26 protein-coding genes and 1 tRNA gene are annotated in these 25,483 nt (G+C 68.3%); 14 read left to right on the forward strand and 13 right to left on the reverse strand.

What is annotated here, in order from left to right; all coding sequences use genetic code 11:
- Positions 1–22: 22 nt before the first annotated feature.
- Positions 23–205 carry a Flp family type IVb pilin gene (locus tag GGC47_RS12140; protein WP_142022411.1) on the reverse strand — a complete coding sequence of 61 codons (183 nt, stop codon included), beginning with the start codon at positions 203–205 and terminating at the stop codon, positions 23–25.
- Positions 206–657: 452 nt separating this feature from the next.
- Here GGC47_RS12140 and GGC47_RS12145 point away from each other — a divergent pair, with 452 nt between their 5' ends.
- The 6 genes from GGC47_RS12145 (at position 658) to GGC47_RS12170 (ending at position 6,258) form a co-directional block, all read left to right on the forward strand.
- Complete coding sequence (locus GGC47_RS12145) at positions 658–1,134, forward strand: pilus assembly protein N-terminal domain-containing protein (protein WP_142022410.1); 477 nt, start codon at positions 658–660, stop codon at positions 1,132–1,134.
- A 202-nt stretch (positions 1,135–1,336) separates the two neighbouring features.
- A complete protein-coding gene (locus GGC47_RS12150; RefSeq protein ID WP_185747980.1) occupies positions 1,337–1,879 on the forward strand; it encodes a TadE/TadG family type IV pilus assembly protein in 543 nt (180 codons plus the stop codon).
- Positions 1,876–2,469 carry a TadE/TadG family type IV pilus assembly protein gene (locus tag GGC47_RS12155; RefSeq protein ID WP_185747979.1) on the forward strand — a complete coding sequence of 198 codons (594 nt, stop codon included), beginning with the start codon at positions 1,876–1,878 and terminating at the stop codon, positions 2,467–2,469. Before GGC47_RS12150 ends, GGC47_RS12155 begins: the two co-directional genes overlap by 4 nt.
- A gap of 111 nt (positions 2,470–2,580) precedes the next feature.
- On the forward strand, positions 2,581–3,255 hold the full coding sequence (locus GGC47_RS12160; RefSeq protein ID WP_142022407.1) for a response regulator transcription factor: 675 nt from the start codon (positions 2,581–2,583) through the stop codon (positions 3,253–3,255).
- Between the two features lie 74 nt (positions 3,256–3,329).
- Positions 3,330–4,619: a sensor histidine kinase gene (locus GGC47_RS12165; RefSeq protein ID WP_429068193.1), complete on the forward strand. Its 1,290-nt coding sequence runs from the start codon at positions 3,330–3,332 to the stop codon at positions 4,617–4,619.
- A 301-nt stretch (positions 4,620–4,920) separates the two neighbouring features.
- Positions 4,921–6,258, forward strand: coding sequence for a patatin-like phospholipase family protein (locus GGC47_RS12170; protein WP_185747978.1), 1,338 nt, complete (start codon positions 4,921–4,923; stop codon positions 6,256–6,258).
- On the opposite strand, the gene GGC47_RS12175 is transcribed toward GGC47_RS12170, so the two are convergent.
- The 3 genes from GGC47_RS12175 to GGC47_RS12185 all read right to left on the reverse strand — a co-directional run bounded on the left by GGC47_RS12175 (position 6,259) and on the right by GGC47_RS12185 (position 8,762).
- The gene (locus GGC47_RS12175) at positions 6,259–6,780 is read right to left on the reverse strand and encodes a retropepsin-like aspartic protease family protein (RefSeq protein WP_142022404.1); all 522 of its coding nucleotides are present in this window, start codon (positions 6,778–6,780) and stop codon (positions 6,259–6,261) included.
- 180 nt (positions 6,781–6,960) lie between these two features.
- A complete protein-coding gene (locus GGC47_RS12180) occupies positions 6,961–7,869 on the reverse strand; it encodes a ribokinase (protein WP_142022403.1) in 909 nt (302 codons plus the stop codon).
- Positions 7,866–8,762, reverse strand: a complete 897-nt coding sequence (locus GGC47_RS12185; protein WP_185747977.1) for a 2-dehydro-3-deoxygalactonokinase — start codon at positions 8,760–8,762, stop codon at positions 7,866–7,868. Before GGC47_RS12185 ends, GGC47_RS12180 begins: the two co-directional genes overlap by 4 nt.
- 72 nt (positions 8,763–8,834) lie before the next feature.
- On the opposite strand from GGC47_RS12185, the gene GGC47_RS12190 reads away from it, so the two are divergent.
- Positions 8,835–9,800, forward strand: a complete 966-nt coding sequence (locus GGC47_RS12190) for an aldose epimerase family protein (protein ID WP_142022401.1) — start codon at positions 8,835–8,837, stop codon at positions 9,798–9,800.
- Here the strand turns inward: GGC47_RS12190 and GGC47_RS12195 are convergent.
- The 6 genes from GGC47_RS12195 to trpA all read right to left on the reverse strand — a co-directional run bounded on the left by GGC47_RS12195 (position 9,785) and on the right by trpA (position 15,133).
- Complete coding sequence (locus GGC47_RS12195; RefSeq protein ID WP_142022400.1) at positions 9,785–10,468, reverse strand: L,D-transpeptidase; 684 nt, start codon at positions 10,466–10,468, stop codon at positions 9,785–9,787. The two genes, GGC47_RS12190 and GGC47_RS12195, sit on opposite strands and share 16 nt — an antisense overlap.
- 134 nt (positions 10,469–10,602) lie before the next feature.
- Positions 10,603–11,445, reverse strand: a complete 843-nt coding sequence (locus GGC47_RS12200; RefSeq protein WP_142022399.1) for an aldo/keto reductase — start codon at positions 11,443–11,445, stop codon at positions 10,603–10,605.
- Positions 11,446–11,465: 20 nt separating this feature from the next.
- Positions 11,466–11,885 (reverse strand): hypothetical protein, encoded by a 420-nt coding sequence (locus GGC47_RS12205; protein ID WP_038364859.1) that lies wholly within the window; start codon positions 11,883–11,885, stop codon positions 11,466–11,468.
- Positions 11,886–11,933: 48 nt separating this feature from the next.
- The gene (locus tag GGC47_RS12210) at positions 11,934–13,256 is read right to left on the reverse strand and encodes a bifunctional folylpolyglutamate synthase/dihydrofolate synthase (RefSeq protein WP_038364856.1); all 1,323 of its coding nucleotides are present in this window, start codon (positions 13,254–13,256) and stop codon (positions 11,934–11,936) included.
- Between the two features lie 28 nt (positions 13,257–13,284).
- Entirely contained in the window at positions 13,285–14,193 is a 909-nt protein-coding gene (gene accD, locus GGC47_RS12215) for an acetyl-CoA carboxylase, carboxyltransferase subunit beta (RefSeq protein ID WP_113252744.1), read from the reverse strand.
- A gap of 94 nt (positions 14,194–14,287) precedes the next feature.
- Positions 14,288–15,133: a tryptophan synthase subunit alpha gene (trpA, locus tag GGC47_RS12220; RefSeq protein ID WP_112762551.1), complete on the reverse strand. Its 846-nt coding sequence runs from the start codon at positions 15,131–15,133 to the stop codon at positions 14,288–14,290.
- A gap of 156 nt (positions 15,134–15,289) precedes the next feature.
- On the opposite strand from trpA, the gene GGC47_RS12225 reads away from it, so the two are divergent.
- Positions 15,290–16,171 (forward strand): alpha/beta fold hydrolase, encoded by an 882-nt coding sequence (locus GGC47_RS12225; protein ID WP_142022398.1) that lies wholly within the window; start codon positions 15,290–15,292, stop codon positions 16,169–16,171.
- A gap of 64 nt (positions 16,172–16,235) precedes the next feature.
- On the forward strand, positions 16,236–18,740 hold the full coding sequence (gene hrpB, locus GGC47_RS12230) for an ATP-dependent helicase HrpB (RefSeq protein WP_142022397.1): 2,505 nt from the start codon (positions 16,236–16,238) through the stop codon (positions 18,738–18,740).
- 9 nt (positions 18,741–18,749) lie between these two features.
- On the opposite strand, the gene GGC47_RS12235 is transcribed toward hrpB, so the two are convergent.
- The 3 genes from GGC47_RS12235 to aroA form a co-directional block, all read right to left on the reverse strand.
- The gene (locus GGC47_RS12235) at positions 18,750–19,556 is read right to left on the reverse strand and encodes a DUF1194 domain-containing protein (RefSeq protein ID WP_112762552.1); all 807 of its coding nucleotides are present in this window, start codon (positions 19,554–19,556) and stop codon (positions 18,750–18,752) included.
- 124 nt (positions 19,557–19,680) lie between these two features.
- Positions 19,681–20,328: a (d)CMP kinase gene (gene cmk / locus GGC47_RS12240; RefSeq protein WP_142022396.1), complete on the reverse strand. Its 648-nt coding sequence runs from the start codon at positions 20,326–20,328 to the stop codon at positions 19,681–19,683.
- Positions 20,325–21,668: a 3-phosphoshikimate 1-carboxyvinyltransferase gene (gene aroA / locus GGC47_RS12245; protein ID WP_142022395.1), complete on the reverse strand. Its 1,344-nt coding sequence runs from the start codon at positions 21,666–21,668 to the stop codon at positions 20,325–20,327. Before aroA ends, cmk begins: the two co-directional genes overlap by 4 nt.
- 227 nt (positions 21,669–21,895) lie before the next feature.
- Between aroA and GGC47_RS12250 the strand changes: the two genes are divergently transcribed.
- The 5 genes from GGC47_RS12250 (at position 21,896) to GGC47_RS12270 (ending at position 25,456) form a co-directional block, all read left to right on the forward strand.
- A complete protein-coding gene (locus GGC47_RS12250; RefSeq protein ID WP_038364845.1) occupies positions 21,896–22,300 on the forward strand; it encodes a TIGR02300 family protein in 405 nt (134 codons plus the stop codon).
- A 167-nt stretch (positions 22,301–22,467) separates the two neighbouring features.
- Positions 22,468–22,543: transfer RNA gene (locus GGC47_RS12255), tRNA-Ala, on the forward strand.
- A gap of 903 nt (positions 22,544–23,446) precedes the next feature.
- Positions 23,447–23,536: a K(+)-transporting ATPase subunit F gene (locus GGC47_RS12260; RefSeq protein WP_038364842.1), complete on the forward strand. Its 90-nt coding sequence runs from the start codon at positions 23,447–23,449 to the stop codon at positions 23,534–23,536.
- Positions 23,537–23,564: 28 nt separating this feature from the next.
- Positions 23,565–25,268 carry a potassium-transporting ATPase subunit KdpA gene (kdpA, locus tag GGC47_RS12265; protein ID WP_142022394.1) on the forward strand — a complete coding sequence of 568 codons (1,704 nt, stop codon included), beginning with the start codon at positions 23,565–23,567 and terminating at the stop codon, positions 25,266–25,268.
- Positions 25,269–25,279: 11 nt separating this feature from the next.
- Positions 25,280–25,456: a hypothetical protein gene (locus tag GGC47_RS12270; RefSeq protein WP_162720006.1), complete on the forward strand. Its 177-nt coding sequence runs from the start codon at positions 25,280–25,282 to the stop codon at positions 25,454–25,456.
- The last annotated feature ends 27 nt before the right edge of the window (positions 25,457–25,483 follow it).

A 25,483-nucleotide genomic window follows, 5' to 3' on the forward strand; every position in this document is an offset into this window, starting at 1 on the left:
TCTCTAAGAACAGTTCGGGCGATCAGGAGGCCGGCGCGGCGGAGGCGAGCCGGGCGGCAATCCGGTTGAACAGGCCCGACAGGTCGGTGCCGATCTGGGTCATCGCGGTGATGGCGGCGACGGCGATCAGGGCGGCGATCAGGCCGTATTCGATGGCGGTTGCGCCGGACTCGTCCTTGACGAAGCGAGCGAAAACATTGGTCATGTGAGAACTCCTCTTACCACGGTTTGACGGCTGCCTTCGCTCTAGCTGGCTTCGGTCAGCGACAGGAACGACGTTAGCGGGAGCGCCTTGCCGAACGGTTAAACGAAACGAAGAATTCGGTTCGAATAAAAGGCAATTGTTCCGTGGTTAACGCGTGATTTACAAGATTTGATACTTGGCGTTGGAGATTTTATACAAGTAAGTCGAAATCGATTTCGGTAAATATCCAATTTAAGCATTTTCAAAATCGGAGTTGAATCCCGGGAATTTCCCGTAACGAAAAGCCTCTCGCGATTTTTTCCCCTTGGTCAATCTCGGCGGCCTCCCCTGAGAACCTTGCGCCAGAGGGGTTTAGGGTTTGGTTCATCATTTTGCGCTTTGCTGGCCGGGTCGCAAACTTCGAGGCGCCGCCCATGTTCACTTTCCGGAGCTCGGCAGGACATCGTTCCCGCATGTGCCGGACCCTCGCAGGCCTGCTGCTTGTGCCGTTTCTGTCAGCCCAGGCCGTGCTCGCTGCGCCGCAATCCGTGACATTGGAAAGCGTCGTGGTGCTGGTCGACCATGCCAAGGTCGTCCGCCTGCCGGAAAGGGCGCAGACCGTCATCGTCGGAAATCCGGCGATTGCCGATGTCGCCGTTCAGCGCAACGGGGTGATGGTCGTGACCGGCAAGAGCTTCGGGGTCACGAATCTCATCGCGCTCGATGCCGGCGGCTCCCTTCTCGCGGAATCGCTCGTGCGCGTGAGCGCGGCTTCCGATTCCGTACTGACCGTCCAGCGTGGCATGGATCGCGAGAGCTATTCCTGCACGCCGGAGTGCCAGCCATCGGTGCAGCTCGGCGATGCGCCGAAATATTTCGGCGAGGCCGGGGCGCAGACGTCGAGCCGCAACGCGCTGGCCACGGGCCGCAGCGGCGCGCCTGCGCAATGAGCGGCCGGCGGGCCGACCGCCTTTGGTAAACGAAGTCTTCCTGCTGCTTTCGAGGAAGCTCGTCGGGCTCTAACCGATCCGAAATTCTTTGGCTGTAAGACGTCCGCATCGGGCGAGGGCTCGAGAGCAGCAGCGGGTTGCGGATCGGATGACGTCTCTTCCTTTTGATGCCGGTGACGATGGGCCCCGCGGGCGCGGCAGGATGCGGCTGATCGGGAGGTTCCGGCGCGCGCAGGACGGTGCTGCCGCCATCGAGTTCGGCATCGTCGCGCTGCCATTCTTCGCCTTCCTCTTCGCGATCATCGAGACGGCGCTGATGTTCTGGACGAACCAGGTACTTGAGGAATCGCTCTCCCAGGCTTCGCGTCTCCTGCTCACTGGACAGTCGAAGAATCGCTATACCTCGACGAATCCGGCCCTGAACGCCCAGGCCTTCCGCAACGACATCTGCGCCCTAGCGCCGATGGGGTTGATCGACTGTTCCAAGCTGTTCGTCGACATCAAGATCTACACGAACTTCACCGACGCTAGGAACGGCACGACCAACCCCGCCGCTGGTGGCGTGCTGAACACCAACGGCTTTTCCTATAATCAGCCGCAGCCCGACCAGATCGTCGTGGCCCGTGCGGTGCTCGATTATCGCCTGTTCCTGACAGCTTGGCCCTCGACGTCGCTGGCCAATATTGGCGCCGGTCACCGTGCACTGGTGGCGACGACGACCTTCCGGGCGGAGCCTTTCACGTGACGACATCTTCGAAAGCGCGGAGCTGGCACCGCTTTCGGTGCGATACGGAAGGCTTCGCGCTGGCCGAGTTCGCCCTGGCGTTGCCGGTGATGCTGGTCGTCTATTGCGGAACTGTCGATGTCGCGCAGATGGTGATGGCCAATCGCAAGGTGACGCAGTTGACCCTGGCCCTGGCCGACCTGAGCGCGCGGCGCTCGCCGCTCCCTCCCGACGAGATCGAGAATATCTTCAATGCGGCTCAGGCCGTGCTGATGCCGTTCGACTCCGCGAACATAAGCATGGTCATCTCCAGCGTCGTCATCGATGCCGGCGGCATCGCCAAGGTCTGCTGGAGCAATCAGCGCAATGGCCAGGCGCTGGCGCGCGGAACGACGGTAACGTTGCCGGACAGTATTCGCGTGCCCAGCACCTCTGTGATCATGGCGCGGGCGAGCTACAAATACACGCCGATGGTCGGCTATGTCCTGACCCGCACCTTCACGCTTGGCGACGATCCGATCTATACGCGCCCGCGCTCGGGCCAGGCGGTCGGCTCAGCCAGCATCGAGCAGGTCGTCCAGACCGGGACGCCCCCCTGCCCGATCTTCTGAGGATCGCATCGCGGCGCCGCAGGCCAGCGAGGGCTAGGGCGTCTCGGGCACTTTACGGCCTGGGCCGGACATGCGACCGCTGCGTCGCAACGTAGCAACCGGGTCGCATCGATGCGTATTCTCCTTGTCGAGGACGAGCCCGAGATGGCGGCGGCGCTGCGGGCCGCCCTCGGCCAGAACGGCATGGTGGTCGATCATGCATCGAGCTTGGCCGAAGGCGAGGAGGCGGTCGCGGCGAGCGTCCACAGCGCGGTGCTGCTCGATCGCAACCTGCCCGATGGCGACGGCCTGACGCTGCTGGCCAGCCTGCGCGCCCGAAAATCGACGGCACCCGTCATCGTCCTCACCGCGCGCGGCGAGCTCGGCGAGCGGATCAGGGGCCTCGACGTCGGGGCGGATGATTATCTGGCCAAGCCCTTCGCGGTCGAGGAGCTCCTGGCGCGGCTGCGTGCCGTGCTGCGCCGGCCTCATGATCTGGCGCCGGACATCCTGCGCATCGGCGGCCTCGAATTCGATTGGCGCCATCGCTGCGCCACCGTCGAGGGGCGCGTGCTCGAATTGCCGCGTCGCGAATTGCTGGTGCTCGAAACGCTGTTGCGCCGGCATGGACGAACCGTCCAGCGCTCCGCCCTGGAAGAGGCCGTCTATGGCTTCGATGACGAGATTCAGTCGAATGCCCTCGACATGCATGTCTCGCGTCTCCGGCACAAATTGGCGAAGGCCGGGGCGAAGCTGGAAATCCACGGCATTCGCGGCATCGGATATCTGCTGAAGCGGGCGGCATGATCCGGCCCGTCCCTCCTTCATATTCCTTGAAATGGCGGCTTGTCCGGCGCCTGCTCGCCCTCCAGGCGGCGCTTTTGTCGCTTCTCGTGCTGCTGATCGTTGGGGCGCTCTATCTCGGCGGTCATCTGTTCAATTTCGAATCCGAGGATGTCACCATCGATGCCTTGAAGACCGCGGTCGTGCGCGGTACCGATGGTGGTCTCGCATTGCAGGCGACGCCGGAGCTCGAGCGGTTGCGCTCCACCGTGCCCGACCTCTGGTTCATCGTGCGCGATCGGCAGGGACATAAGCTGACCGAGGGTGCGCCGCCGCCTCATTTCGCGCGCATGGGCAATGGCCTGGACGATGTCGGCAATGCACGTCTGGGCTGGAACCTGGGGGATCCGCCGCGAGCCAACGCCCAGATGCGCTGGATCACGAGTGCTGCGGGCGAGATTCAGGTCGTGACCGGGCCCGGGGCCGAAGCGCCGCTGGGCTGGCTGATACAGGCCGTCCTGATCGTCTTCGCGAGCTTCGTCCTGCCGGCGCTTGCGGTCATGGCGCTCGCCACCGTCGTGGGGACGCCGGCGGTTGTCAGCCGCGCGCTCGGGGGGCTCGAAGCCGTCGCCGGGGAAGCGGAGCAGATCGACCTCGACCGTCAGGGCGCGCGGCTCACCGCCACCTTCACCCCGAGCGAGGTGACGCCGCTGGTCGACGCGGTCAATCGCGCCTTGCAACGGCTCGACGAGGGCCATGCCCGGCGCAAGCGCTTCCTCGCCGACGCGGCTCACGAATTGCGCACGCCCATCGCGATCCTGCAGACGCGGTTGGAAACACTCGAGGACACGCCGCAGCGTGTGCGGCTGTTGGAGGATGTCGCGCGGCTTGCCGTCATGGCCGAGCAATTGCTCGATCTGCAGCGGCTGGAGCGGGATCGGGAGGTCTTCGCCGCGCTCGATCTCGTCGCGCTGGGGCGGCGCGTCGCAGTCGATCTCGCGCCTCTCGCCATCGCCGGGGGCTACGAACTGGCTTTCGAGGCGGAGGCCGAACCTGTTGACGTCTTTGGCGATCGGGCCGCGTTCGAGCGGGCTCTGGCCAATCTGGTGCAGAACGCCATCCAGCATGGCGGGCGACGCGGGACGATCACCATCCGCGTCGGCCATGAACGCACGGTCGATGTCACCGATGAGGGACCGGGTATCCCTGCCGAAGAGCGGGAACGAATCTTCGAGCCGTTCTCGCGCATGGCGCCGCGGGATCGCGGCGCCGGCCTCGGCCTGCATCTGGTGCAGGAAATCGCCCGGCTCCATGGCGGGTCCGTGGCCGTGCTGGATCGCCCGCTCGGGGCCTGCTTTCGCCTGAGCCTGCCCCGACCTGCTTGCTGACGACCATGTGCCGCGCTGCCGGGCCGACGTGGATAATGCTGGGATAATCGACGCAGGCGATGCCGGATCGCCCGCGCAATCCCGACGATGAGGACCTGTCGCGGCGGAGATGGCACGCGACATGGTTTCAAGATCGCTCAGGCGACCGGGCGCCGACAACACGCGAAAGCAATGCCCTCTCGCCTCCGGAGACATTCCGCATGTTTCCGAAACGCGGGAACGCTCCCTCGCCCTGTTCCATCGCATGTTCGTCGAGCAAGCCGGGGCCCGCTTTGCTCGAAAATGCGCTCGCGTCACGACGATGATGCTCGCGCTCGGCCTCTGTGCCTGCGCGAGCCCGTCGAACCAGCCCTCCAATCTGCCGCTGGCGGAAACGACGGCGTCGCTCCACACGTCCTCTTTCCCGGACGAGACGGGATCGACCGCGATCATTCTGGCTTTCTCCGGGGGCGGAGCGCGTTCGGCCGCCTTCGGCTATGGCGTGCTGTCGGCCCTGGCGGAGCAGCCCGCGCGCGACGGAACGGCGCTGACGCTGGCGGATCAGGTCGCGGCGGTGGCCGGCGTTTCCGGCGGCGGCATCCTCGCCGCTCATTTCGCCTTGTACGGCCCGGCGGGGCTCGGCGCCTTCAGGCGGGACTATCTCGACCAGGATCCCGAGGCGGCCCTGCGGACGGCGATCACACCCGTCAATCTGCTGCGCGGCTATCGCGGCGGCGTCAACGATCTGACCGGCTTCGGGGCCTGGCTCGACACGCACCTCTATCACGGCGCGACCTTGGGGAGCCTCGGCCGTGGCAAGGGCCCCCGCCTCCTGCTGCACGCGACCGATCTCTACAACCGCGCGCCTTTCGCGTTCGATCGCGCAAGCTTCCGGGCGATCTGTAGCGACTATGACAGCTTTCCGCTGGCCCATGCCGTCGCCGCCTCCTCCGCGGTGCCGGTCCTGTTCGCGCCGGTCGTTCTGGAGAATTTCAGTCCGGACTGTCCGCTTTCGGCCCGAAAAGCAGCGACGCCCGGAAGGTCGGCCCTCGCCCGCCATGTCGAGGAATCGCAGAAGCGCTACGAAACCGAAGCGGATCTGCGCTATCTCAAGCTGCTCGATGGCGGCCTGGTCGATAATCTCGCGGTCCACAACCTCGTCAGGGCCATGAACCGGCCCACTCCGGCCCCTTTGCGTGCCGGCGCGGCCCGCCACCTCCGGCGGGTCATCCTCATTGTCGCCGACGCGTCGCTACGCATCGGCGGCGACCTCTCGAAGACTGTGGAAGGGCCCGGCGCTGTGGACATGATCACCGCCTCGATCGATGCGATGATCGACACGGGGAGCCGTACCGGTCTCGACATGCTCGAGCACGAAGCCGGGCTTTGGCGCGAGCGATTGATACGGTGGCGTTGCGGCGGCAAGGACGCGGAGCGGGGTTGCGACAGGCTGGATGTCACGGTGGTGCGGCTGTCGCTGGCGGATGTGCGGGACGCGGCGGAGAAAGCCCGTATCCTTCAACTCAGCTACAAGCTGTCGCTGAAAGCGGACGAGGTCGATTTCCTGTCCGGGCTCGGCCGCCGGCAGCTTTTGGCGAATGCCGATTACCGCCGCCTCTTCGGCGCGCGGGGCGCCTTGCGAACCGTCGCGGCGAGATAATCAGCCGCGCAGCACCATCCGCCCGGTCTGGACCTCATAGCCTTGCAGCTTGCCGAGGAAGGAGTTCCCGAGCAGGCTCATCGAGAGCGCTCCGGGCGGCATCACCACCGCCTCGACATTGCGGACGATGATCTCGCCGAGCCGGATTTCCCGCAGCATGGTGCTGGTCGCGGCCACCGCGCCATTGGCGGTGTTCAGCATCATGCGCCGGCCCTGCCTGTCGGGCTTGATCCCGAGCGCCCGGGCATCGTCGGCCGTGAGCGCGACGATGCTGGCCCCCGTATCGACCATCATCTTGACCCGGTAGTTGTCGATCGTCGGATGGACGATGTAGTGGCCGCGATAATCGGCGGCGACGGCGAGCGTCGTCGGTCCACGCGGTGCCGGCGCCCGGGAGGTCGTCGACGCGGCTGTCGCCATGGGCTCGGCCTCGACCTTGGGGGCGAGCCATTGCGTATAGGATAGCGCGACGCCGATGGCGGTTGCTGCCACGCCCAAGGCCCAGCTCGACGGATTCGCCACGGCTCCTCGCTCCGCTTCTCGCAAGCAGGGCCTCCCGCGACATGGGGCGGCGGCACTGCTCGGGGCGGAGCATCACGCCGTCAAGCCTGACGAAGCGTGAACGGCGAGCCGCGAAATCGGCGGAAATCGCGAATGGAGCGCGCCTTTGTCGCCGTCAGGCTTAACCCGGGCTTACCGCATTCATAGAAAGGACTGCCCGACGAGCGTGGCGATCTCCTCGGCGCGCGGGATGCTCGGCTGTGCGCCGGCCCGCGTGCAGGCGAGCGACCCGGCCGCCAGCCCGCGCTGCAGCGCGCCCGAGAGCCCATAGCCGGCCGCCAGCGCGGCGGCGAAGGCGCCGGTGAAGCTGTCCCCCGCGGCGACCGTGTCGACGACCGTGACGCGGGGCGCTTCGAGGCGCCGCCGCACTCCGCTTTGCCAGCCGACGACGCCGGCCGCGCCCAATGTGGCGATGCCGATGATGCCGCGTTCGGCATCGAGGCGCTGGGCGATGGCGTTGGGGTCGCGTTCGGGCCAGCCGAGGGACTGCGCGAGGACGAGCGCTTCATGCTCGTTGACGATCAGGATGTCGACGAGATCGAGCAGCGCCGGCGCGGGAGCCCCGGCCGGCGCGAGGTTGAGGATGACGCGGCCACCCGCGTGCTTCATCAGCCGCGCGGCCTCGAGGCAGCCATCCTCCGGCACCTCCCGCTGCAGCAGCAGGATGTCCTCGGACCCCAGGGTCATCTGTCTCAGGGCGTCGGGGCTGGCCTGCGCATTGGCGCCCGCGGCGACGATGATCTGATTGGCGCCCTCGCTGTCGATGGCGATGAAGGCCGCGCCGGTCGGCGCATCGACCTGCGCGACATAAGCGAGGTCGACGCCGTCGGCGGCCAGCAGCGACAGGGCCGTTTCGCCGAAGCCGTCCCGGCCGGTCGCTCCGACCATGGTGACGGCGGCTCCGGCACGCCGTGCCGCCAGCGCCTGGTTGGCGCCCTTGCCGCCAGGATGGACAGCGTAATCCGGCCCGAGCACCGTCTCGCCGGCGCCGGGCAGGCGCTCGACCGGCGTGACCAGATCGATATTGATCGAACCGAAGACGAGGATCATCGGGTGAGGCCCGCTGCGAGGCGCCGCACGCCGGCGACGAAGGCGGCTTCCGGCGTCGTGACGACAGCCTCGATGCCCGCCGCCGCGAGCCCGGCGCCATAGCTCTCCGCCATGACGCCGTCGGCGACGAGCTGGATGCGACCCGTCCGGCCGAACAGCGCCTGCGCCCCGGCGATCTCCTGCGCCACCAGCAGTGAGGAGAGGAACGGCCCGACCTCGCCGCCCTTCATCCGGCCGGCGAGCACCTCGGTCCGGGCGCCGAAGGCGGCGTTGAGCAGGCCGGCGGGGCGCTTCGCCGCAGCAAAGCCGCGTGCGGCGCCGCTGTTGGCGTCGTCGCCGGCGGGCTCCTCGGCAAGCCGCGCGAGGATCGACTGGTTGCGCAGCAGCCCATAGATCTCGCCGGTCATGAAGCTGGCGAAACGCGTGATCCGCCCGCCCTTGACCTCCGCCCATTTCGAATGGGTTCCCGGCAGGCAGGCAAGCCCGTCCGTGAGACCGAGCCCGACGACCAGCGTCTCCTCGCCGCGCATCACGTCGAAGCTGCCATCGTCGCAGCTCAGCCCCGGCAGGATCGTCGCATGGGTGCCCGCGGTGAGTTCCACGGTGATGCCGGCGGCGGCGATCGCCTCAGGCGAGGCCGGGCAGGCGACATAGGGCGCCTCGACCCAGCCATTGCGGCTGCCGACCATGCCGGCCAGCACGATCGCCGCCTCGGGCGCGGCGCGCCGGAGATCGCCCGCGAGCGCCTCGAAAGCCGCCGGATAGCCACCAGCCGGCACGGATTGGATGCCCTGATCGGCCATGCGCCGCATCGCGACCTCACCGGCTTCGGAGATCAGGAAGGCGCGCGCGCGGGTTGTGCCCCAGTCGAGCGCGATCAGTGGTTTGGGCATGGCAGGCTCCAGAAGGGAGCGCAATGTCCTCGCGGCGCGAGGCCCGGTCAAGAGCCCCATGGCGAGACTTGTATGCCGACCGCCATGGCGCGAATCTCCATCGCGCATTCCCTGATTCTGGACATCCCGATGCTCGAGCTCGAAGCCGCCGGCCTGAAGGCCATGATCGTTCCGGAGGCGGGCGGCATCGTCTCCCGTCTCGACTGGCTTGGGCCGGACGGGCGCCTGCACGCTCTGCTGAAGCCGTCCGGCGACGAACCGCTTTCGACGGCCTCGCCCATCTTCTGCGGAACATGGGCGTTACTGCCCTTCGCCAATCGCGCCTTCGGGAGCGTGGTCGACGATGGCGAGCGGCGTTTCCTCGTCCCGTCCAACGATCCGGGCGGCGGCGGTACGATCCACGGCTTCGGCTGGCAGGCGGACTGGCAGGTGCTGCGGTATGACCGCAGCCATACCGTGCTCGAGCATCGCCGCACCGACGGCCCCGACCCCTATCGTTACCGGGCCCGGCAGGAGATTTCACTCGGCCAGGACGGTATGACCATTCGCCTGTCGATCGAGAACGAGGCGGACACGGCACTCCCTTACGGAATCGGGCACCATCCCTGGTTTCCCTGCGCCGCGGATACGCGCCTCGTCATGCGGGCCGCCGGCGCGCTCGTCTTCGGCGAAGCCTTCCGCGCGACCGGGCAGCAGAGTTTCGATGATGGCGGACCCTATGTCGCGCCAAAACCCTTTCGCCGCGACGACGTCACCGCCTGGAGCTTTCTCGACTGGGACGGGACGGCGCGGATCGAGACGCCCTCGACCGGCCTCGCGCTCACGCTGACCGCGAGCGAGAGCCTGAACTGCCCGGTGGTCTGGGCCCCGGCGGGCGCGGATTTCCTCTGCGTCGAGCCGCAGAGCCACGCCATCGGCGCGCCGAGCGAGCCGGCGGCCCGCACTGCTGCGCCGCTGAAGCGGCTTCAGCCGGGCGAGACGCTGGAGGGCTGGTTGAGGATCGCGCCCGAGGCGCTCGCGCCTCAACGCCAGCCGTAACCGTAGCCGCTCGGATAATAGGGCTGATAGCCATAGGCGTCGGCGGGGATGGCGGGCCGCAGCATGATCTGGCCGCGTGCCGCTTCCCAGCCATGGCTGCCGCCCTGCCGCGCCGTGGCGACGGCCGGGCTGTGCTGCGTCTTGGCCTTGGCGACCTTCGCCTTGCTGCCGCCGAGCTTGGCGACATGGGCGGCCTTGGCCTTGTGCGTGGAGGCCTTGGCGAAACGCGAGAGATTGTCGGGCGCGGCGCCGTTGAGCGCGATGCGCGTCTGGCTCGCGCCGTATTTCTTCACCAGCGCGAAGAGCTTGGCGGCGTTGGCCGGATGCAGCCGGATGCAGCCATGCGAGGCCGGGCGGCCGAGCGCGGCGATCGAGGTCGTGCCGTGGATGGCATAGCCGCCGCGGAAGAACACGGCATGGGGCATCGCGCCGCCATATTTGCGCGAGTACCAGTTCTTTTCGAGGCGCGTCGGCCGGTAGACGCCGTTCGGCGAGCGGAAGCCGGTTCGCCCTGACGAGATCTTCCAGTCATAGGTCTCGCCATTGGGAGCGGTCACCGTCATCCGCTGCGCGGCGATGTCGACCTTCACATCGACGCCGGCCTGGGCTTTGGCGGCACCGAAAACGGACAGGAACAGAACGGCAAGAATGCCGAGAAAGCGACGCATGGCCGAGACTCCGAAAACGCAACAACTGTCGAGCGGGCGTTCGCGGGCTCTGTGACGGCCTTGCCCTTGACTCTAGGAAAGCGCGGGCAGGCAGGCCTGTAAAGCGATAAGGCGGATCGTGGTTTCCAGCGCCCTCAGATCATCGGCAACGAGGATGGTTTGCGCCCGCGCGGGAAGGCGGCATCGATCCGGGCGACGTCGCTTTCCGACAGGGTGAGATTCAGCGCGCCGGCATTGTCCTCGACATGGGCGGCGCTGCCGGCCTTCGGGATGGCGAAGACGGCGGGCCTTCGCGTCAGGAAGGCGAGCGCGATTTGCCGGGGCGTCGCGCCATGCGCTTGCGCGATCTCGGCCAGCACCTTGCCCTGCGCGCTGCCCGGTTCCGGAAAGTCGTGATGGCCGAAGGGGCTGTAGGCGGTGACGGCGACGCCGTGCCGCTCGCACCATGGGATTACGGCGTGCTCGATGGCCCGCTCGCGCAGGTGATAGAGCACCTGGTTGCAGGCGATCTTGCCCTTGCCGACGGCGGCCAGCGCCTCGTCGAGATCGTCCTCGTCGAAATTGCTGACACCCCAGGACAGGATCTTGCCCTCCTGCTTCAGCGCCTCGAAGGCAGCGAAGGTCTCAGCCAGCGGATGCGGCCCGCGCCAGTGCAGCAGGTAGCAGTCGAGCCGGTCGGTCTTCAGATGTTGTAGCGAGCGCTCGCAGGCGGCGCGCACGCCCTTCCGCGAGGCGTTGTGCGGCAGCACCTTCGAGACGAGGAAGACCTCATCGCGCCGCCCGGCAATGGCCTCGCCGATGATCGCCTCGGAACGGCCGTCGCCATACATTTCGGCGGTGTCGATATGGCTCAGCCCGAGATCGAGCCCGCGCCTGAGCGCCGCGATGGCCGCGCGCCGGTCACCCTGCTCGATATACCAGCTTCCCTGGCCAATGGTGGAAACGGCCGGTCCGCCGGCTCCGAAGCTGCGCTGCATGGGGGACCGCCTTTCGCTGTTCAGTAGACCTCGACCTTGAACCGCGCCTGGCGGATCTCGCCGTCATTGTAGCGCACGCGCACGCCGAAGCTGTCCGGGCCGCGATAACCCGGCCGTCCCGTGTACTCGAAGGCGAGCGAGGGGCCGAGCTTGCCGTCGCAGTGCTGATGGTCTCCCGGCCCGTATTCGGCCTTGGCGTTTTTCGTCGCCATCCGGACCTTGCCGTGAACGGGCGGCTCGGTCAGCACGCCGGACGGGCGCTTCACCGGTCGGCAGTGCTCGTCCATCGTCATATAGGTCTGCCGCAGGAAGGTCGGCTTGCCGGCCGCCACGCGTTCGGCGCCTTCCTCGGACGCGGTCGTGCCGCCGGAGGTGACGCAGCCGCCGAGCAGGCCGCAGAGAAATGTCGCGGCCAGGATCGTCAGACCGGGAATGGGCATGGATGTTTCCTCAGCGGCAGTGCAGGGCCGACCTTCCCCTGTGGCGGCTCAAGCCGGCAGCGTGCCATTGGCCGAAAGCACCTCGCCGGCCAGATAGAGCGAGCCGCAGATCAGGATGCGCGGCGGCGCGGGCCAATCGCCGGCGGCGATCGTTCGCAGCGCCTGCTCGACGGAGCTGGCGGTCTCGGCCGGCAGGCCCGCGCCGCGCGCGGCCTCCGCGACTTCCTCGGCCGGGCGGGCGGCGAGCGAGTTCTGGATCGGCACGGCGTAGAGCATCTGGGCCAGGCCCTTGAAATGGCCGAGCGTGGCAGCGGCGTCCTTGGTCGAGAGCAGGCCCGCGATCATCACCAGCGGTGCCGGGTTGCGGTCGGCGAGATCGGCCATGGCCTGCGCCAGCACGCGCCCGCCATCGGGATTGTGCCCGCCATCGAGCCAGAGCTCGGCGCGTTCCGGCACCAGCGCAGCGAGATGTCCCCGTGCCAGCCGCTGCAAGCGCGCCGGCCAGTCGGCGTTGCGCATGCCGTCCTCGAAGGCGCGTGTGGGCAGCCCGCCATAACCGGCGGCGCGCAGGGCCGCGATCGCCGTGCCGGCATTGATGTGCTGGTGGCGCCCGGCGAGACGCGGCAGCGGCAGGTCGAGCAGACCGTCCTGATCCTCGTAGACCAGTCGCCCGCCGGCTTCGTGGACGTTGAAGTCCTGCGCGCCGATCAGGATCTTCGAGGCGCCGGCACGTTCGGCGGCGGCTTCGAGAACCGCGGTCGGCTCGGGCTCCTGCGGCGCGATCACGGCCGGGGCGCCGCGCTTGAAGATGCCGGCCTTCTCGCCGGCGATCTTGGTCACGGTGTCGCCGAGATATTCGGAATGGTCGAGCGAGACCGGCGTCACCACCGTGCAGGCCGGATGGGCGATGACGTTGGTGGCGTCGAAGCGACCGCCGAGCCCGACCTCGAGCAGCAGCACGTCGGCCGGATGCTCGGCGAAGAGCAGCAGCCCCGCGGCCGTCGTCATCTCGAAGAAGGTGATCGGATCGCCGGCATTGACGGCCTCGCAGCGCTCCAGCGCCTCGACCAGCGTGTTCTCTTCCACGAAGCGCCCGCCGCCGGGCGCGCCCAGCCGAATGCGCTCATGGAAGCGCACCAGATGCGGCGAGATGTAGACATGCACCGACAGGCCCGCCGCCTCGAGGATCGCCCGCATGAAGGCGATGGTCGAGCCCTTGCCGTTGGTGCCGGCGACATGGATCACCGGCGGCAGCTTTTTCTGGGGATCGCCCAGCCGCTCCAGCAGGGTGAGGATGCGGCCGAGCGAAAGGTCGATCAGCTTGGGATGCAGCGCCATGAAGCGCGCGAGCAGCGTGTCGGAAGACCCCATGATGCGCGCGCCCTCGGTCGAACGAGCCTCAGACCGCCTCGGCGACCGGCTGCGGCGGCAGAGCCGGTGCGGCTTTGCCGGTTTCGCCCGCGGGCTGCTTCATCAGCAGGCGGCCGAGGCGCGAGAGCGTCTCCGGCAGGTCGCGGCGATGCACGACCATGTCGACCATGCCGTGGTCCTTGAGATATTCCGAGCGCTGGAAGCCGTCCGGCAGCTTTTCGCGGATCGTCTGCTCGATCACGCGCGGCCCGGCGAAGCCGATCAGCGCGCCGGGCTCCGCGATGTGGATATCGCCGAGCATCGCGTAGGAGGCGGTGACGCCGCCGGTGGTCGGATTGGTCAGCACCACGAAATAGGGCAGGCCTGCCGCGCGCAGGCGCCGGATCGCGACGGTGGTGCGCGGCAATTGCATCAGCGAGAGGATGCCTTCCTGCATGCGCGCTCCGCCGGAAGCCGCGAAGACGACATAGGGCGTCTTCTTCTCAAGGGCCGTCTCTGCGCCCTTGATGAAGGCCTCGCCGGCCGCCATACCGAGCGAACCGCCCATGAAGTGGAAATCCTGCGCAGCGATGGTCATCGGCAGGCCCTTGACCCGGCCATAGCCGACCTTGAAGGCGTCCTGTGCGCCGGTCTTGGCGCGGGCATCCTTCAGCCGGTCGACATAGCGCTTCTCGTCGCGGAACTTGAGCGGGTCGATCGCGACCTCGGGCAGCGCGACGTCGAGCCACTTGCCTTCGTCGAAGGTCAGCCGCAGCCGCTCCGGCGCGGTGACGCGCATATGATGCTCGGAGCCGGGGATGACGTAGCCATTGGCCTCGACATCCTTATGGAAGACCATCTGCCCGGAATCCGGGCATTTGATCCAGAGATTTTCCGGCGTCTCGCGCTTGAACAGCGTCTTGATGCGCGGCCGGACGACTTCGGAAATCCAGTTCATCGGATCATCCCTGATGGGCCTTCGGCGGCATGCGCCGTCAGGCGAGAGATGGGGATTGGCTTTTCGCCGGCAAAGGCCCGGCGTGCAAGCCCGTTCACGCGGCCTTCGCCACCGAGCGCACGCCTTGCGCGAGTTCGGCGACCAGCGAGGTGACAGCCGAAACGGTCTTTTCCGTGGCCTTGCCCTCGGCGTCGAGCGAAAGTCGGACGCGCTCCACAAGCGCCGAACCGACGACGACGCCGTCCGCGCTCTTGGCGATGGTGGCGGCGTCAGTCGCGGTCTTCACGCCGAAGCCGACCGCAACCGGCAGGCCGGTGTGGCGCTTGATGCGGGTGACGGCATCGCCCACCGCGCCGTAATCGGCGATGGCGCCGCCGGTCACGCCGGTCATCGAGACGTAGTAGACGAAGCCCGAGGTGTTCTGCAGCACCTTGGGCAGGCGCTTGTCGTCGGTCGTCGGCGTGGCCAAGCGGATGAAGGAGACGCCCGCCTTCAGCGCCGGCAGGCAGAGCTCGGAATCCTCCTCCGGCGGCAGGTCGACCACGATCAGCCCGTCGACACCGACACGGCGCGCCTCGGCCAGGAAGGCCTCGACGCCATAGACCCAGATCGGATTGTAGTAGCCCATCAGCACGATCGGCGTGTCGTGGCCGGCCTTGCGGAAGCTCTCGACCATGGCGAGCGTCTTGCGCAAGGTCTGCCCGGCCTTGAGCGCGCGCTGCCCGGCGAGCTGGACCGGCACGCCGTCCGCCATCGGATCCGTGAAGGGCACGCCGAGCTCGATCACATCGGCGCCGGCCGCGGGGAGGGCGGCGAGAATGGCGCTCGCGGTCTCGAAATCGGGGTCGCCTGCCGTGACGAAGGTCACGAGCGCGGCCCGGCCCTCGCGGGCGCAGGCCTGGAAGCGGTTCTGGATGCGGGTCTGGCCGGTCTCAGTCATGAGGTCAGCGGTTAGCATGACGCGCGCGGGCTGGCGAGTGGCTCTCTCGCCCTCACCTCGCCGCATGCCGGATCCGGCGGCGCAGCCTTGCTTTCGGCTGGCGCTCATGATCGCTTGGGGGAGGGCGCCACAAGGCCGGATCACGTCGTTTCCATCATGCTCGAACATCGCACCATCCGCATCGCGGCGGACTTACGTCTGCATGCGGTTTTCGCCGGGCCCGAGCACGGGGAGACCGTGCTGCTGTTGCATGGTTGGCCGCAGACCTCCCACGCCTGGCGCAAGGTCATTCCCCTGCTTGCGGCAGCGGGGTTTCGCGTCATTGCTCCGGATCTGCGTGGTTTCGGGGACAGCAGCAAGCCGGAAGGCGTTCATTCCAAGCTGGTCGTCGCTCGTGACCTCGTGGCCATGCTCGATCGTCTCGGCATCGCGACGGCCTGGGTCGTCGGTCACGATCTCGGCGGCCAGGTCGCCTATCCGCTCGCGGCCAACTGGCCCCAGCGGACGCGCGGGCTCGTCTTCATCGAATCGGGCCTGCCCGGCTTCGGGCAGGAACGGGCGATGGATGTGGCAAATGGCGGAAGCTGGCATTTTGGTTTCAACCGCGCCGGGGACATTGCCGAGGAACTCGTGCGCGGCCGGGAGCATCTCTTCATCAAGGCGATGATCCGCCGCGAGAACGTGGGCACTTTCGATCCGACGAGCATCACCGAGGAGGATATCGGCCATTATGCCCGCGCGGCGGCCGCGCCGGGTGGCCTTCGGGGAATGTTCGCGCATTACCGCGCCTTGATCCCCCAGGACCGGGACGACAATCTCAGGCTCGGCGCATCGCCCCTGCTCTGTCCGGTGCTGGCCGTGGGTGGCGACCATGGCTATGGCGAGGCAGCCCTGAACACGATGAAACGCGTCGCGACGGAGCCCGAGGGCGCCATCATCAAGGATTGCGGGCATTATGTGCCGGAAGAACGTCCGCGCGAGCTCGTCGAGACCATGGTGAGCTTCTTCGCGCGCCGTCAGGACCGCGCTGCGGATTGATCCTGCGGGCCGGAAGCTGCGATCCGCTTGCGTGCGGGCCGCGGCTGCGCCACATCGGCCGGACATGCGCGCCTTCGACCAAGCCCTGCCCATCGATGCCGTTCTCGACGACCTCGCCGCATCCTTGCGCGAACGGCCGAATGTCGTGCTGGTCGCCCCGCCCGGCGCCGGCAAGACGACGCGCGTGCCGCTTGCCTTGCTCGACGAGCCTTGGACGAAGGGCGGCAAGCTCATCCTGCTCGAACCGCGCCGTCTGGCGGCGCGCGGCGCGGCGAACCGGATGGCGCAGACGCTGGGCGAGCAGGTCGGCGAGACCGTCGGCCTGCGCGTGCGCCTCGGCTCGAAGATCGGCCCGAAGACGCGCATCGAGGTCGTGACCGAAGGCGTCTTTGCCCGGATGATCCTCGACGATCCCGCGCTCGACGGCGTCGCCGCCGTGCTCTTCGACGAATTCCACGAGCGTTCGCTCGACGCCGATTTCGGCCTGGCGCTGGCGCTCGACGCCCAGGGCGGCCTGCGCGAGGATCTGCGCATCCTCGTCATGTCCGCGACGCTCGACGGCGCCCGCGTCGCGAGGCTGCTCGGCGATGCGTCGGTGATCGAGAGCGAGGGCCGCGCCTATCCGGTCGAGACGCGCTATCGCGGCCGCGATCCGCTGAAGCGCATCGAGGATCAGGTCACCGAAACCGTGCTGCTGGCGCTGAACGAGCAACCCGGCTCGCAGCTCGTCTTCCTGCCGGGGCAGGGCGAGATCCGCCGCGTCGAGGAGCGCCTGCGCGAAAGGCTGCGCGATCCGGCTGTCGAGATCGCTCCGCTCTACGGCGCGCTCGACCAGCGCGAGCAGGACCGGGCCGTGCTGCCGGCGCCTGCGGGCAGGCGCAAGGTCGTGCTCGCCACGGCGATCGCCGAGACGTCGCTGACCATCGAAGGCGTACGCGTCGTGATCGATTCCGGCCTCGCCCGCATACCCGTCTACGAGCCCGATATCGGCGTGACCCGGCTGGAGACGCGCCGCGTCAGCCGCGCTGCCGCCGACCAGCGCCGTGGCCGCGCCGGCCGCACCGAGCCGGGAATCTGCTACCGGCTCTGGGAGGAGGCCGCGACGGGGGCGCTCGAACCCTTCGCCCGGCCTGAAATCCTGTCTGCCGATCTGAGCCCGTTGTTGCTCGACTGCGCCGCCTGGGGCGTGACCGACCCGACGACGCTGGCCTTCCTCGATCCGCCGCCCGCGCCCGCCCTCAAGGAAGCGCGCGGTCTTCTGGAGGCGGTCGGCGCGCTCGATGCTGCCGGCCGCATCACGCCGGACGGTCGCGCCTTGCAGGCCCTGCCCTTGCCGCCCCGTCTCGCGCGCATGGTTGTGGCCGCCGCCCGCTTCGGGCAAGCCGGCGCCGCCGCCGATCTCGCCGCCGTGCTGGTCGAGCGCGGCCTCGGCGGCGATGCGATCGATCTGGCCGAGCGGCTGGAGCGCTTGTCCCGCGAGCGCGGCGGCCGGGCCGGCGATATGCGCCGTCTGGCGGAGGGCTGGGCCCGCACCGCCGAACGCCATGCCCGGACGGACAAGGCTCTGGCGGGCGAGCCGCTCTCCCCCAGCCTCCTGCTCGCCTTTGCCTATCCCGACCGGGTCGCCAGGGCGCGTGCGCCGGGCTCTGGCCAGTACCTCCTCGCCAATGGCCGCGGCGGCGCGCTTGAAGCATCGCAGCGCCTGGCGCGCGAATCTTACATCGTCGTCGCGGAGATGACGGGATCGGCGCAGCAGGCCCGGATCATGGCCGCCGCAGCGATCGGCGAAGCGGAAATCGGCATGCTCGTCGGCCATGGCCTCGCGCCCTACGCCATCACCGAGCGCGAGGAGGCGAGCTTCGACCGGGCCGCCCGCGCCTTGCGGGTACGAGCGGTGCGCCGTTACGGCGCGCTCGCTTTGGCGGAACGCCCCTTGCCCGTCGCTGGGACGCTTGAGAATGCTGGGGCGCTGGCGAAAGGCATCGCCGCGCTGGGCATCGGCCTGCTGCCCTGGACGAAGGGGCAGAATCAGTTGCGCGAGCGTGTCGCCTTCCTGCGCAAGGCCGAAGCCGAGCAGGGCTGGCCCGATCTCTCCGACGAAGGGCTCGCGCAGAATCCGGAAGACTGGCTCGCGCCGCATATCCTCGGCCGTGCTTCGCTCGCGGCGATCCAGCCGGCCGATCTCGATTCGGCGCTGGCGGGCCTCGTCCCCTGGGAGCTGAAGCGCCGGCTCGATGCCGAGGCCCCGACGCATTTCACCGCCCCGACCGGCTCCTCTTTCGCCGTGGACTACGCGGCCGAGGCCGGGCCGACGATTTCGGTGCGCGTTCAGGAGCTCTATGGGCTGGCGAGCCATCCGGCGCTGGCCGGCGGGCGCGTGCCGCTGGTTCTCGAATTGCTCTCGCCGGCGCATCGGCCGATCCAGGTGACGCGTGACCTGCCCGGCTTCTGGCGCGGTTCCTGGGCGGCGGTGAAATCGGAGATGAAGGGCCGCTATCCCCGCCATCTCTGGCCCGACGACCCCGCCGCCGCCTTGCCGACGACGCGGGCGAAGCCACGGGGGACCTGAGACCTACCCTCAATTTCCCATCCGGTCGCGCCATTGCCGTTCCCCGGCAAGGCAGGTCGACGGGTCGCCGGCCTGCGCCTTCTGGACCGTTGCATCCGGCGGCACGGCGGCGATCTCGCGCAGGAGCTTCGTCCGCGTCGCCTCGACGAACTGGTGCTTTTCGCGGATCGGGATGACGAAGGCGCCGATGCCGGTGACGACGCAGTCCTTGTAGTAGACGTCGAGGTTGTCGATATCGAAATAGCCCGCCTGCTTCAGCATCACTGGCAGGCCGTTGATGGCGATGCCCTTGGCCCCGGCCTCGTCGCGCGCCGCGGTGACGGGACGCCCGTCATTGTTGGCGCCGTCGCCGGAGATGTCGATGACGCGGCGCATCGCGGTGACGTTGGACTGTTCGAGCAGTTGCACGCCGAGATCGATCGCCCCCGAGATCGAGGTGCGCCGGCCGCGCCGCGTCGGCGCCTCGCCGAGCTCCTCCGCGAAGGCATTGGCGGCGGCCGGGCCGTCGATGATCTTCCAGGGCCGCACGATGTGCTGGAAATTGCCGCCGGCCCATTCGACATAGGTCACGGCGATCTTGCCGATCGCGCCATTGCTGATGGCGTCCTGCAGCGGCTTGGAGCGGAAGGCCTCGATATAGCCGTTGCGCTGCAAGGCGAGCTCGTCGAGATCCATCGAATAGGAGATGTCGACCGCCAGCACGAGCGCGACGTCGACCTCCTCGGGCGGCGCATTTGCCGGCTGCGCATTCGGCGCGGCCTGGCTCCACAGCGCCATCGCAGCCAGACCTGAGAGACCGTACAGCCAGCGCCGCATCGCCACCTCCGCCATCCCGTCGCGGTGGCGAGTGTGCGCCGGCTTCTCGACGAGGCCAAGGCTGAAAAACCGGCTTTCAGGCCTGTTTAGATAGCAATATCGCGAGAACGGGCGGGAAAGCGCGTCAGGTCACGCGTCGGCGCTCGACGATGCCGATGGCGGCCGCGACCACCTCCTCGACGGTCAGCGCCGAGGTGTCGAGAATGACCGCGTCCTCGGCCGCCTTCAGCGGCGCGTCGCTGCGGCCCGAATCGCGCGCATCGCGGCGGCGGATATCGGCGAGGATGCTCTCGAAGGCGACATCCTCGCCCCGGCCGAGGAGCTCCTTGTGGCGCCGCGCCGCGCGCACCTCCGGCGTCGCGGTGACGAAGAGCTTGGCGGGAGCGTCCGGGCAGATCACCGTGCCGATGTCGCGCCCGTCGAGCACGGCTCCGCCCGGCTGCGCGGCGAAGCGCCGCTGCCGGGCGAGCAGCCCCGCCCGCACCGCCGGCATCGCCGCGACGACGGAAGCCGCCTCGCCGATCTCGCCGCCGCGCAGGCGCTCCTCCGGAAAACCGGTCTCGTCGAAGCTGCCGACGAGGTGCTCGGCCGCCGCCGCGTCATGGATGTCGTGCCCGGCATCGAGCATGGCGCGCGCCACCATGCGGTAGAGCAGGCCGGTATCGAGGCAGGGCAGGCCGTAATGGGCGGCGAGCCGCTTCGCCAGCGTGCCCTTGCCCGATGCGGCGGGGCCGTCCACGGCGATGACGAGGTCGCCCGTGGCTGGCTTCATCCGATCCGGCCTCCGAGACCGTTCATCAGAGCGGTGAAGCTCGGGAAGCTCGTCGCGATCATCAAGCCGTCATCGACCACGACGGGATTCTGGGTCGCAAGGCCCATCACCAGGAAGCTCATGGCGATGCGGTGGTCGAGATGGGTCGCGATCGGCCCGCCGCCGCGCACGGGCGCGCCGCCCGAGCCCTCGACGATCAGATCGTCGCCCTCGATCCAGCAGGTCACGCCGGCAGCCTTCAGCCCGGCCTCGACTGCGGCGAGGCGGTCGGATTCCTTCACGCGCAATTCCTGCAGGCCGCGCATCCGCGTCGTGCCGGTGGCGAAGGCGGCCGCGACCGCCAGCACCGGATATTCGTCGATCATCGAAGGCGCGCGTTCCGGCGGCACCGTCACGCCCTTGAGCTGCGAGCCGCGCACGCGTAGATCGGCGACGGTCTCGCCGCCTTCATTGGCCTCGCGCTCGACCGTGATGTCGGCGCCCATCTCGATCAGCGTCGTCAGCAGGCCGGAGCGCAGCGGATTGGTCATCACGCTTTCGAGCAGGATGTCGGAGCCGGGCACGATCAGCCCCGCCACCAGCGGGAAGGCGGCGGAGGAGGGGTCGGCCGGCACGACGATCGGCGCCGCCTGCAATTCGGGCTGGCCCTTCAGTACGATGCGCCTGCCATGCGCGCCTTCCGGCGTCACCGTGATCTCGGCGCCGAAATGGGTCAGCATTTTCTCGGTGTGGTCGCGCGTCGCCTCCGCCTCGATCACCGTGGTCTCGCCGGGCGCGGCAAGCGCCGCGAGCAGCACTGCCGATTTGATCTGCGCCGAGGCGACCGGGGGAGCGTAGACGATCGGGATCGCCTCCTGCGGGCCGCGCAGGGTCAGCGGCACGCGGCCGCCCTCCTGCTGCGAGACTACGACGGTGCCCATCTGCTCGAGCGGGTCGAGGATGCGCCGCATCGGCCGCTTGCGCAGCGAGGCGTCGCCGTCGAAGGTCGTGGTGATCGGATGCGAGCCGCAGACGCCCATCATCAGGCGCGAGCCGGTGCCGGCATTGCCGAAATCGAGGATATCCGCCGGCTGGTGCAGGCCGCCGACGCCGACACCCTGCACGCGCCAGGCGCCCGGCCCGTCATGATGGACGACGGCGCCGAGCGCGCGCGCGGCGGCGGCGGTGCGCATCACATCCTCGCCTTCGAGCAGGCCGCTCACCTTCGTCTCGCCGATGGCCAGGAGGCCGAAGATCATCGCCCGGTGGGAAATCGATTTGTCGCCGGGCACGCGGACGCGGCCCTTGAGCGGGCCCCCAGCGCGGGCGGTGACGGGGACGGGGTCATGGTCGTGGGACACGGGGTCGGAATCTCTGCGCTTTGGGCCAAACGAGCTGCGCGCCCGCCCTAGCATGCCCGTGCGAGCCGCGCCAATGCGCGCGTCCGGGGCGCGCGCAGGGGCTCTGGAAAACGCATTGGACTTGCGCGGGGTGATCACATCGCGCAAATCAGCATTTGACAGCGCCGTCCGCCCCGATTAACGGACGCGCCTGCTTTTCAGAACATGATGGTTGAAGGTCCGACGCAGTGGCGAAACCGGAACTCGGAACGAAGCGCGTTTGCCCGGTCACGGGGCGCAAGTTCTACGATTTGAACAAGGACCCTATCGTCTCCCCCTATACCGGGCAGGCGTATCCGCGCGCGATGTTCGAGCCGCAGGCCAAGGCGGCTGCGGCCGTGGCGGCAAAGCCGGCAGAGGATGAGGACGAGGTCGAGGTCGCCGATGGCGCGGTCGAGCTCGTCTCGCTCGAGGATGCCGACGCCGAGGCGAGCGAGAAGGACGTCGTGGTCACCAGCGAGGACGACATCGAGGTCGAGGACGACATCGTCGCCGACGACGATGACGACACCTTCCTGGAAGAGGACGAGGAAGGCGACGACGATGTTTCCGATCTGATCGACGGCGACATCGAGGGCGACGAGGACAACTGATCCACAGCCTTCAAAAAAGATGACGGCAAGGCGACATTAGGCGCTTGTGTCTTCAGCCCGGGCCGCCTATAGAGCGCTGCGTCGCCGGCAGGCGGCCCGGACGGAACCGCCGAGGCGGTTTGAATAAAGTCCGTTTGACGGCCGATCCCAACTCGGTCGTCTCGTGTGGGGCCATAGCTCAGTTGGGAGAGCGCTTGAATGGCATTCAAGAGGTCGGCGGTTCGATTCCGCCTGGCTCCACCATCTCCTCCTTCACGGAAGACCGCAGATCACCGCAACCGGCCCCGCAAAGGCCGGTTTTTTGCTGTCCTCGTGTCAGGAGCGTCCGCAGGGCGCCATTGGGAGCCAGGACGATCGTCCCTATCCTAGATCGGCCTGAAGAGCGCTCGCGCCAAGCGTGATTCGGCCAAGGCCCGGCTCCGCGGCGGTATCGACCCGTCTGCGCGGTCGCGGCATCATTGCCCCGCGACGGCTTCGCAGGCGCCTCACCTGCAAACGACGCCCTGCCCCCTCATCGTGCAGGACGAGGTCATCTGATTGTCGGCACGGGATGGCTGAAAGTCGTTGGCGCCTTGAGGCGCCTGGGGTTGGCCTCCCCACTCCATCGGAGCGCTCTGCTCCGGGCCGGGGAACACGAACCCTCCGCACCCCGTCAGGAGCAGGCAGCACGCGACTGCGAAAAGCTTCTTCATGTTGCACCGCCTCGCAAGGGACTGTCTGGGATCGTGCGACAGATGGCGCTCATCATACCGCGCGCCTCGCCTTTCGATAGGGATGATGCGGAGGGTCTGCTCCGCGCGGACGATCGTGCCCGGCTTGGGACGTATCGGCTGATGCCGGCGCCCGGCGGGCCTCTCGCGCATGGCGAGCCGCGGAATTCCTATAAGATTCCTATATTGAGACGCGCCCGCCCGTCTCGAACGGCTATGCCGGCCTCACGATAATCCCCTGCACGGTCGATCCGTCTGTCCACGCCCCTTTCCGCTGGAAAGCAGGCGCGGCGGCAGCCGGGGTTCGCCCGCAATGCCTCGGCCAAAGGGACCACGGCAATGGATATCGTCATGATCGGGCTGGGCCTGGCCTTCTTCGCCGCCTCCCTCGCCTATGTCGCCACCTGCGACGCACTTTGAGTCGGGGAACCGCGCCATGATCCTCGACTACCTCCTCGGTGGGGCCGTGACCGCGATTCTGCTGGTCTACCTCACCTATGCGCTGCTCCGCCCCGAGCGGTTCTGACCGCGCTGCGCCACCGGAAGCTTTTGCCATGACTCTCTACGGCTGGATCCAGATCCTCGTCTTCTGCGCGCTCGTCGTCGCGCTGACCAAGCCGCTCGGCGGCTATATGACGCGCGTCTTCAACGGCGAGCGCACTGTCCTCTCGCCGCTGTTCGCGCCGGTCGAGCGCGGGCTTTATGCCTTGGCCGGCACGCATGGGCGCGAGGAGCAGCATTGGAGCGGCTACGCCGTCGCGCTGCTGCTGTTCAACCTCGCCGGCCTGTTGCTGCTCTACGGGCTGCAGCGCGTCCAGGCTGGGTTGCCGCTGAACCCGGACGGCATGGCGACGGTCGCCCCCGATCTCGCCTTCAACACCGCCGTGAGCTTCGTGACCAACACGAACTGGCAGAACTACGGCGGCGAGAGCACGATGTCCTATCTGACGCAGATGCTCGGCCTCACCGTGCAGAACTTCGTTTCGGCGGCGACCGGCATCGCGATCGCGGTGGCGCTGATTCGCGGCTTCGCCCGCGCCTCGGCCAAGACGGTCGGCAGCTTCTGGGTCGATCTGACCCGCGCCATCCTCTACGTCCTCCTGCCGCTCTGCGTGGTGCTGACGCTGGCCTATGTCGCGCTGGGCATGCCTCAGACGCTCGACGCCGCCGTCACGGCGACGACGCTCGAAGGCGCGCAGCAGACGATCGCGCGCGGCCCCGTCGCCTCGCAGGTCGCGATCAAGATGCTCGGCACCAATGGCGGCGGCTTCTTCAACGCCAATGCCGCCCATCCCTTCGAGAATCCCGACGCCATCTCGAACATGCTCCAGATGGTCTCGATCTTCGCGATCGGCGCGGCCCTCACCAATGTCTTCGGCCGCATGGTCGGCAATGAGCGTCAGGGCTGGGCGATCCTCGCCGCGATGGGCACGCTGTTCATCGCCGGCGTCATCGTCTGCTACTGGGCCGAGGCCGCCGGCAACCCGCTCGTCCAGGCGCTCGGCCTGCAGGGCGGCAATCTCGAGGGCAAGGAGATGCGCTTCGGCATCCCGCTCTCGGCGCTCTTCGCGGTCGTCACCACCGCGGCCTCCTGCGGCGCGGTCAATGCCATGCACGGCAGCTTCACCGCGCTCGGCGGCCTGATCCCGCTGATCAACATGGAGCTCGGCGAGGTCATCGTCGGCGGCGTAGGCGCCGGCTTCTACGGCATCGTGCTCTTCGTCGTGCTGGCGATCTTCGTCGCCGGGCTGATGGTCGGCCGCACGCCGGAATATCTCGGCAAGAAGATCGAGGCCAAGGAGGTCAAGATGGCGATGCTCGCCGTGCTGTGCCTGCCGGCCGGCATGCTGACCTTCACCGCCATCTCCGCGGTGCTGCCGGGCGCCGTCGCCAGCGTCGGCAATAGCGGGCCGCACGGCTTCTCCGAGATCCTCTACGCCTACACCTCGGCGGCGGCGAATAACGGCTCGGCCTTCGCCAGCCTCTCGGCCAACACGCTCTGGTACAACCTCACCCTGGGCATCACCATGCTGGTCGGGCGCTTCCTGGTCATCGTCCCGGCGCTCGCCATCGCCGGCTCGCTCGCCGCGAAGAAGTCGGTGCCCGCCTCCGCCGGCACCTTCCCGACGGACGGCCCGCTCTTCGTCGGGCTCCTCGTCGGCGTCATCGTGATCGTCGGCGGCCTGACCTTCTTCCCGGCGCTGGCGGTCGGCCCGATCGTCGAGCATCTGGCGATGCTCGCCGGGCAGAGCTTCTGAGGAGGCCGCCCATGTCGAGCTGTCTTCGCAATCTGCGCCGCGATGCCCTGCCGCCCCACCGTGCCGACGGCGCGGGAGCCGGCAAGGCCGGCCTACGTCCCTCCACCCTCATCCTCGCCGCCACGGCCGGGCTCGCGCTCTTCGTGCTGGTCGCCCGGGCGCTGGCCGCGCTGCTTGCCGGCGCCTGACCGGCAGCCCCTTCTTCGCTGGAGTCT

Origin of the sequence: Allobosea sp. OAE752 (genome assembly GCF_050433265.1) — a bacterium.
In the GTDB taxonomy this organism is placed as follows: domain Bacteria; phylum Pseudomonadota; class Alphaproteobacteria; order Rhizobiales; family Beijerinckiaceae; genus Allobosea; species Allobosea spartocytisi.

Coding starts and splice junctions, on each gene's coding strand:
- GGC47_RS12140 (WP_142022411.1), bottom strand. CDS start 205: ATGACCAATGTTTTCGCTCGCTTCGTCAAGGACGAGTCCGGCGCAACC.
- GGC47_RS12145 (WP_142022410.1), top strand. CDS start 658: ATGTGCCGGACCCTCGCAGGCCTGCTGCTTGTGCCGTTTCTGTCAGCC.
- GGC47_RS12150 (WP_185747980.1), top strand. CDS start 1,337: ATGCGGCTGATCGGGAGGTTCCGGCGCGCGCAGGACGGTGCTGCCGCC.
- GGC47_RS12160 (WP_142022407.1), top strand. CDS start 2,581: ATGCGTATTCTCCTTGTCGAGGACGAGCCCGAGATGGCGGCGGCGCTG.
- GGC47_RS12170 (WP_185747978.1), top strand. CDS start 4,921: ATGATGCTCGCGCTCGGCCTCTGTGCCTGCGCGAGCCCGTCGAACCAG.
- GGC47_RS12180 (WP_142022403.1), bottom strand. CDS start 7,869: ATGATCCTCGTCTTCGGTTCGATCAATATCGATCTGGTCACGCCGGTC.
- GGC47_RS12185 (WP_185747977.1), bottom strand. CDS start 8,762: ATGCCCAAACCACTGATCGCGCTCGACTGGGGCACAACCCGCGCGCGC.
- GGC47_RS12190 (WP_142022401.1), top strand. CDS start 8,835: ATGCCGACCGCCATGGCGCGAATCTCCATCGCGCATTCCCTGATTCTG.
- GGC47_RS12195 (WP_142022400.1), bottom strand. CDS start 10,468: ATGCGTCGCTTTCTCGGCATTCTTGCCGTTCTGTTCCTGTCCGTTTTC.
- GGC47_RS12200 (WP_142022399.1), bottom strand. CDS start 11,445: ATGCAGCGCAGCTTCGGAGCCGGCGGACCGGCCGTTTCCACCATTGGC.
- GGC47_RS12205 (WP_038364859.1), bottom strand. CDS start 11,885: ATGCCCATTCCCGGTCTGACGATCCTGGCCGCGACATTTCTCTGCGGC.
- GGC47_RS12210 (WP_038364856.1), bottom strand. CDS start 13,256: ATGGGGTCTTCCGACACGCTGCTCGCGCGCTTCATGGCGCTGCATCCC.
- accD (WP_113252744.1), bottom strand. CDS start 14,193: ATGAACTGGATTTCCGAAGTCGTCCGGCCGCGCATCAAGACGCTGTTC.
- trpA (WP_112762551.1), bottom strand. CDS start 15,133: ATGACTGAGACCGGCCAGACCCGCATCCAGAACCGCTTCCAGGCCTGC.
- GGC47_RS12225 (WP_142022398.1), top strand. CDS start 15,290: ATGCTCGAACATCGCACCATCCGCATCGCGGCGGACTTACGTCTGCAT.
- hrpB (WP_142022397.1), top strand. CDS start 16,236: ATGCGCGCCTTCGACCAAGCCCTGCCCATCGATGCCGTTCTCGACGAC.
- GGC47_RS12235 (WP_112762552.1), bottom strand. CDS start 19,556: ATGCGGCGCTGGCTGTACGGTCTCTCAGGTCTGGCTGCGATGGCGCTG.
- cmk (WP_142022396.1), bottom strand. CDS start 20,328: ATGAAGCCAGCCACGGGCGACCTCGTCATCGCCGTGGACGGCCCCGCC.
- GGC47_RS12260 (WP_038364842.1), top strand. CDS start 23,447: ATGATCCTCGACTACCTCCTCGGTGGGGCCGTGACCGCGATTCTGCTG.
- kdpA (WP_142022394.1), top strand. CDS start 23,565: ATGACTCTCTACGGCTGGATCCAGATCCTCGTCTTCTGCGCGCTCGTC.
- GGC47_RS12270 (WP_162720006.1), top strand. CDS start 25,280: ATGTCGAGCTGTCTTCGCAATCTGCGCCGCGATGCCCTGCCGCCCCAC.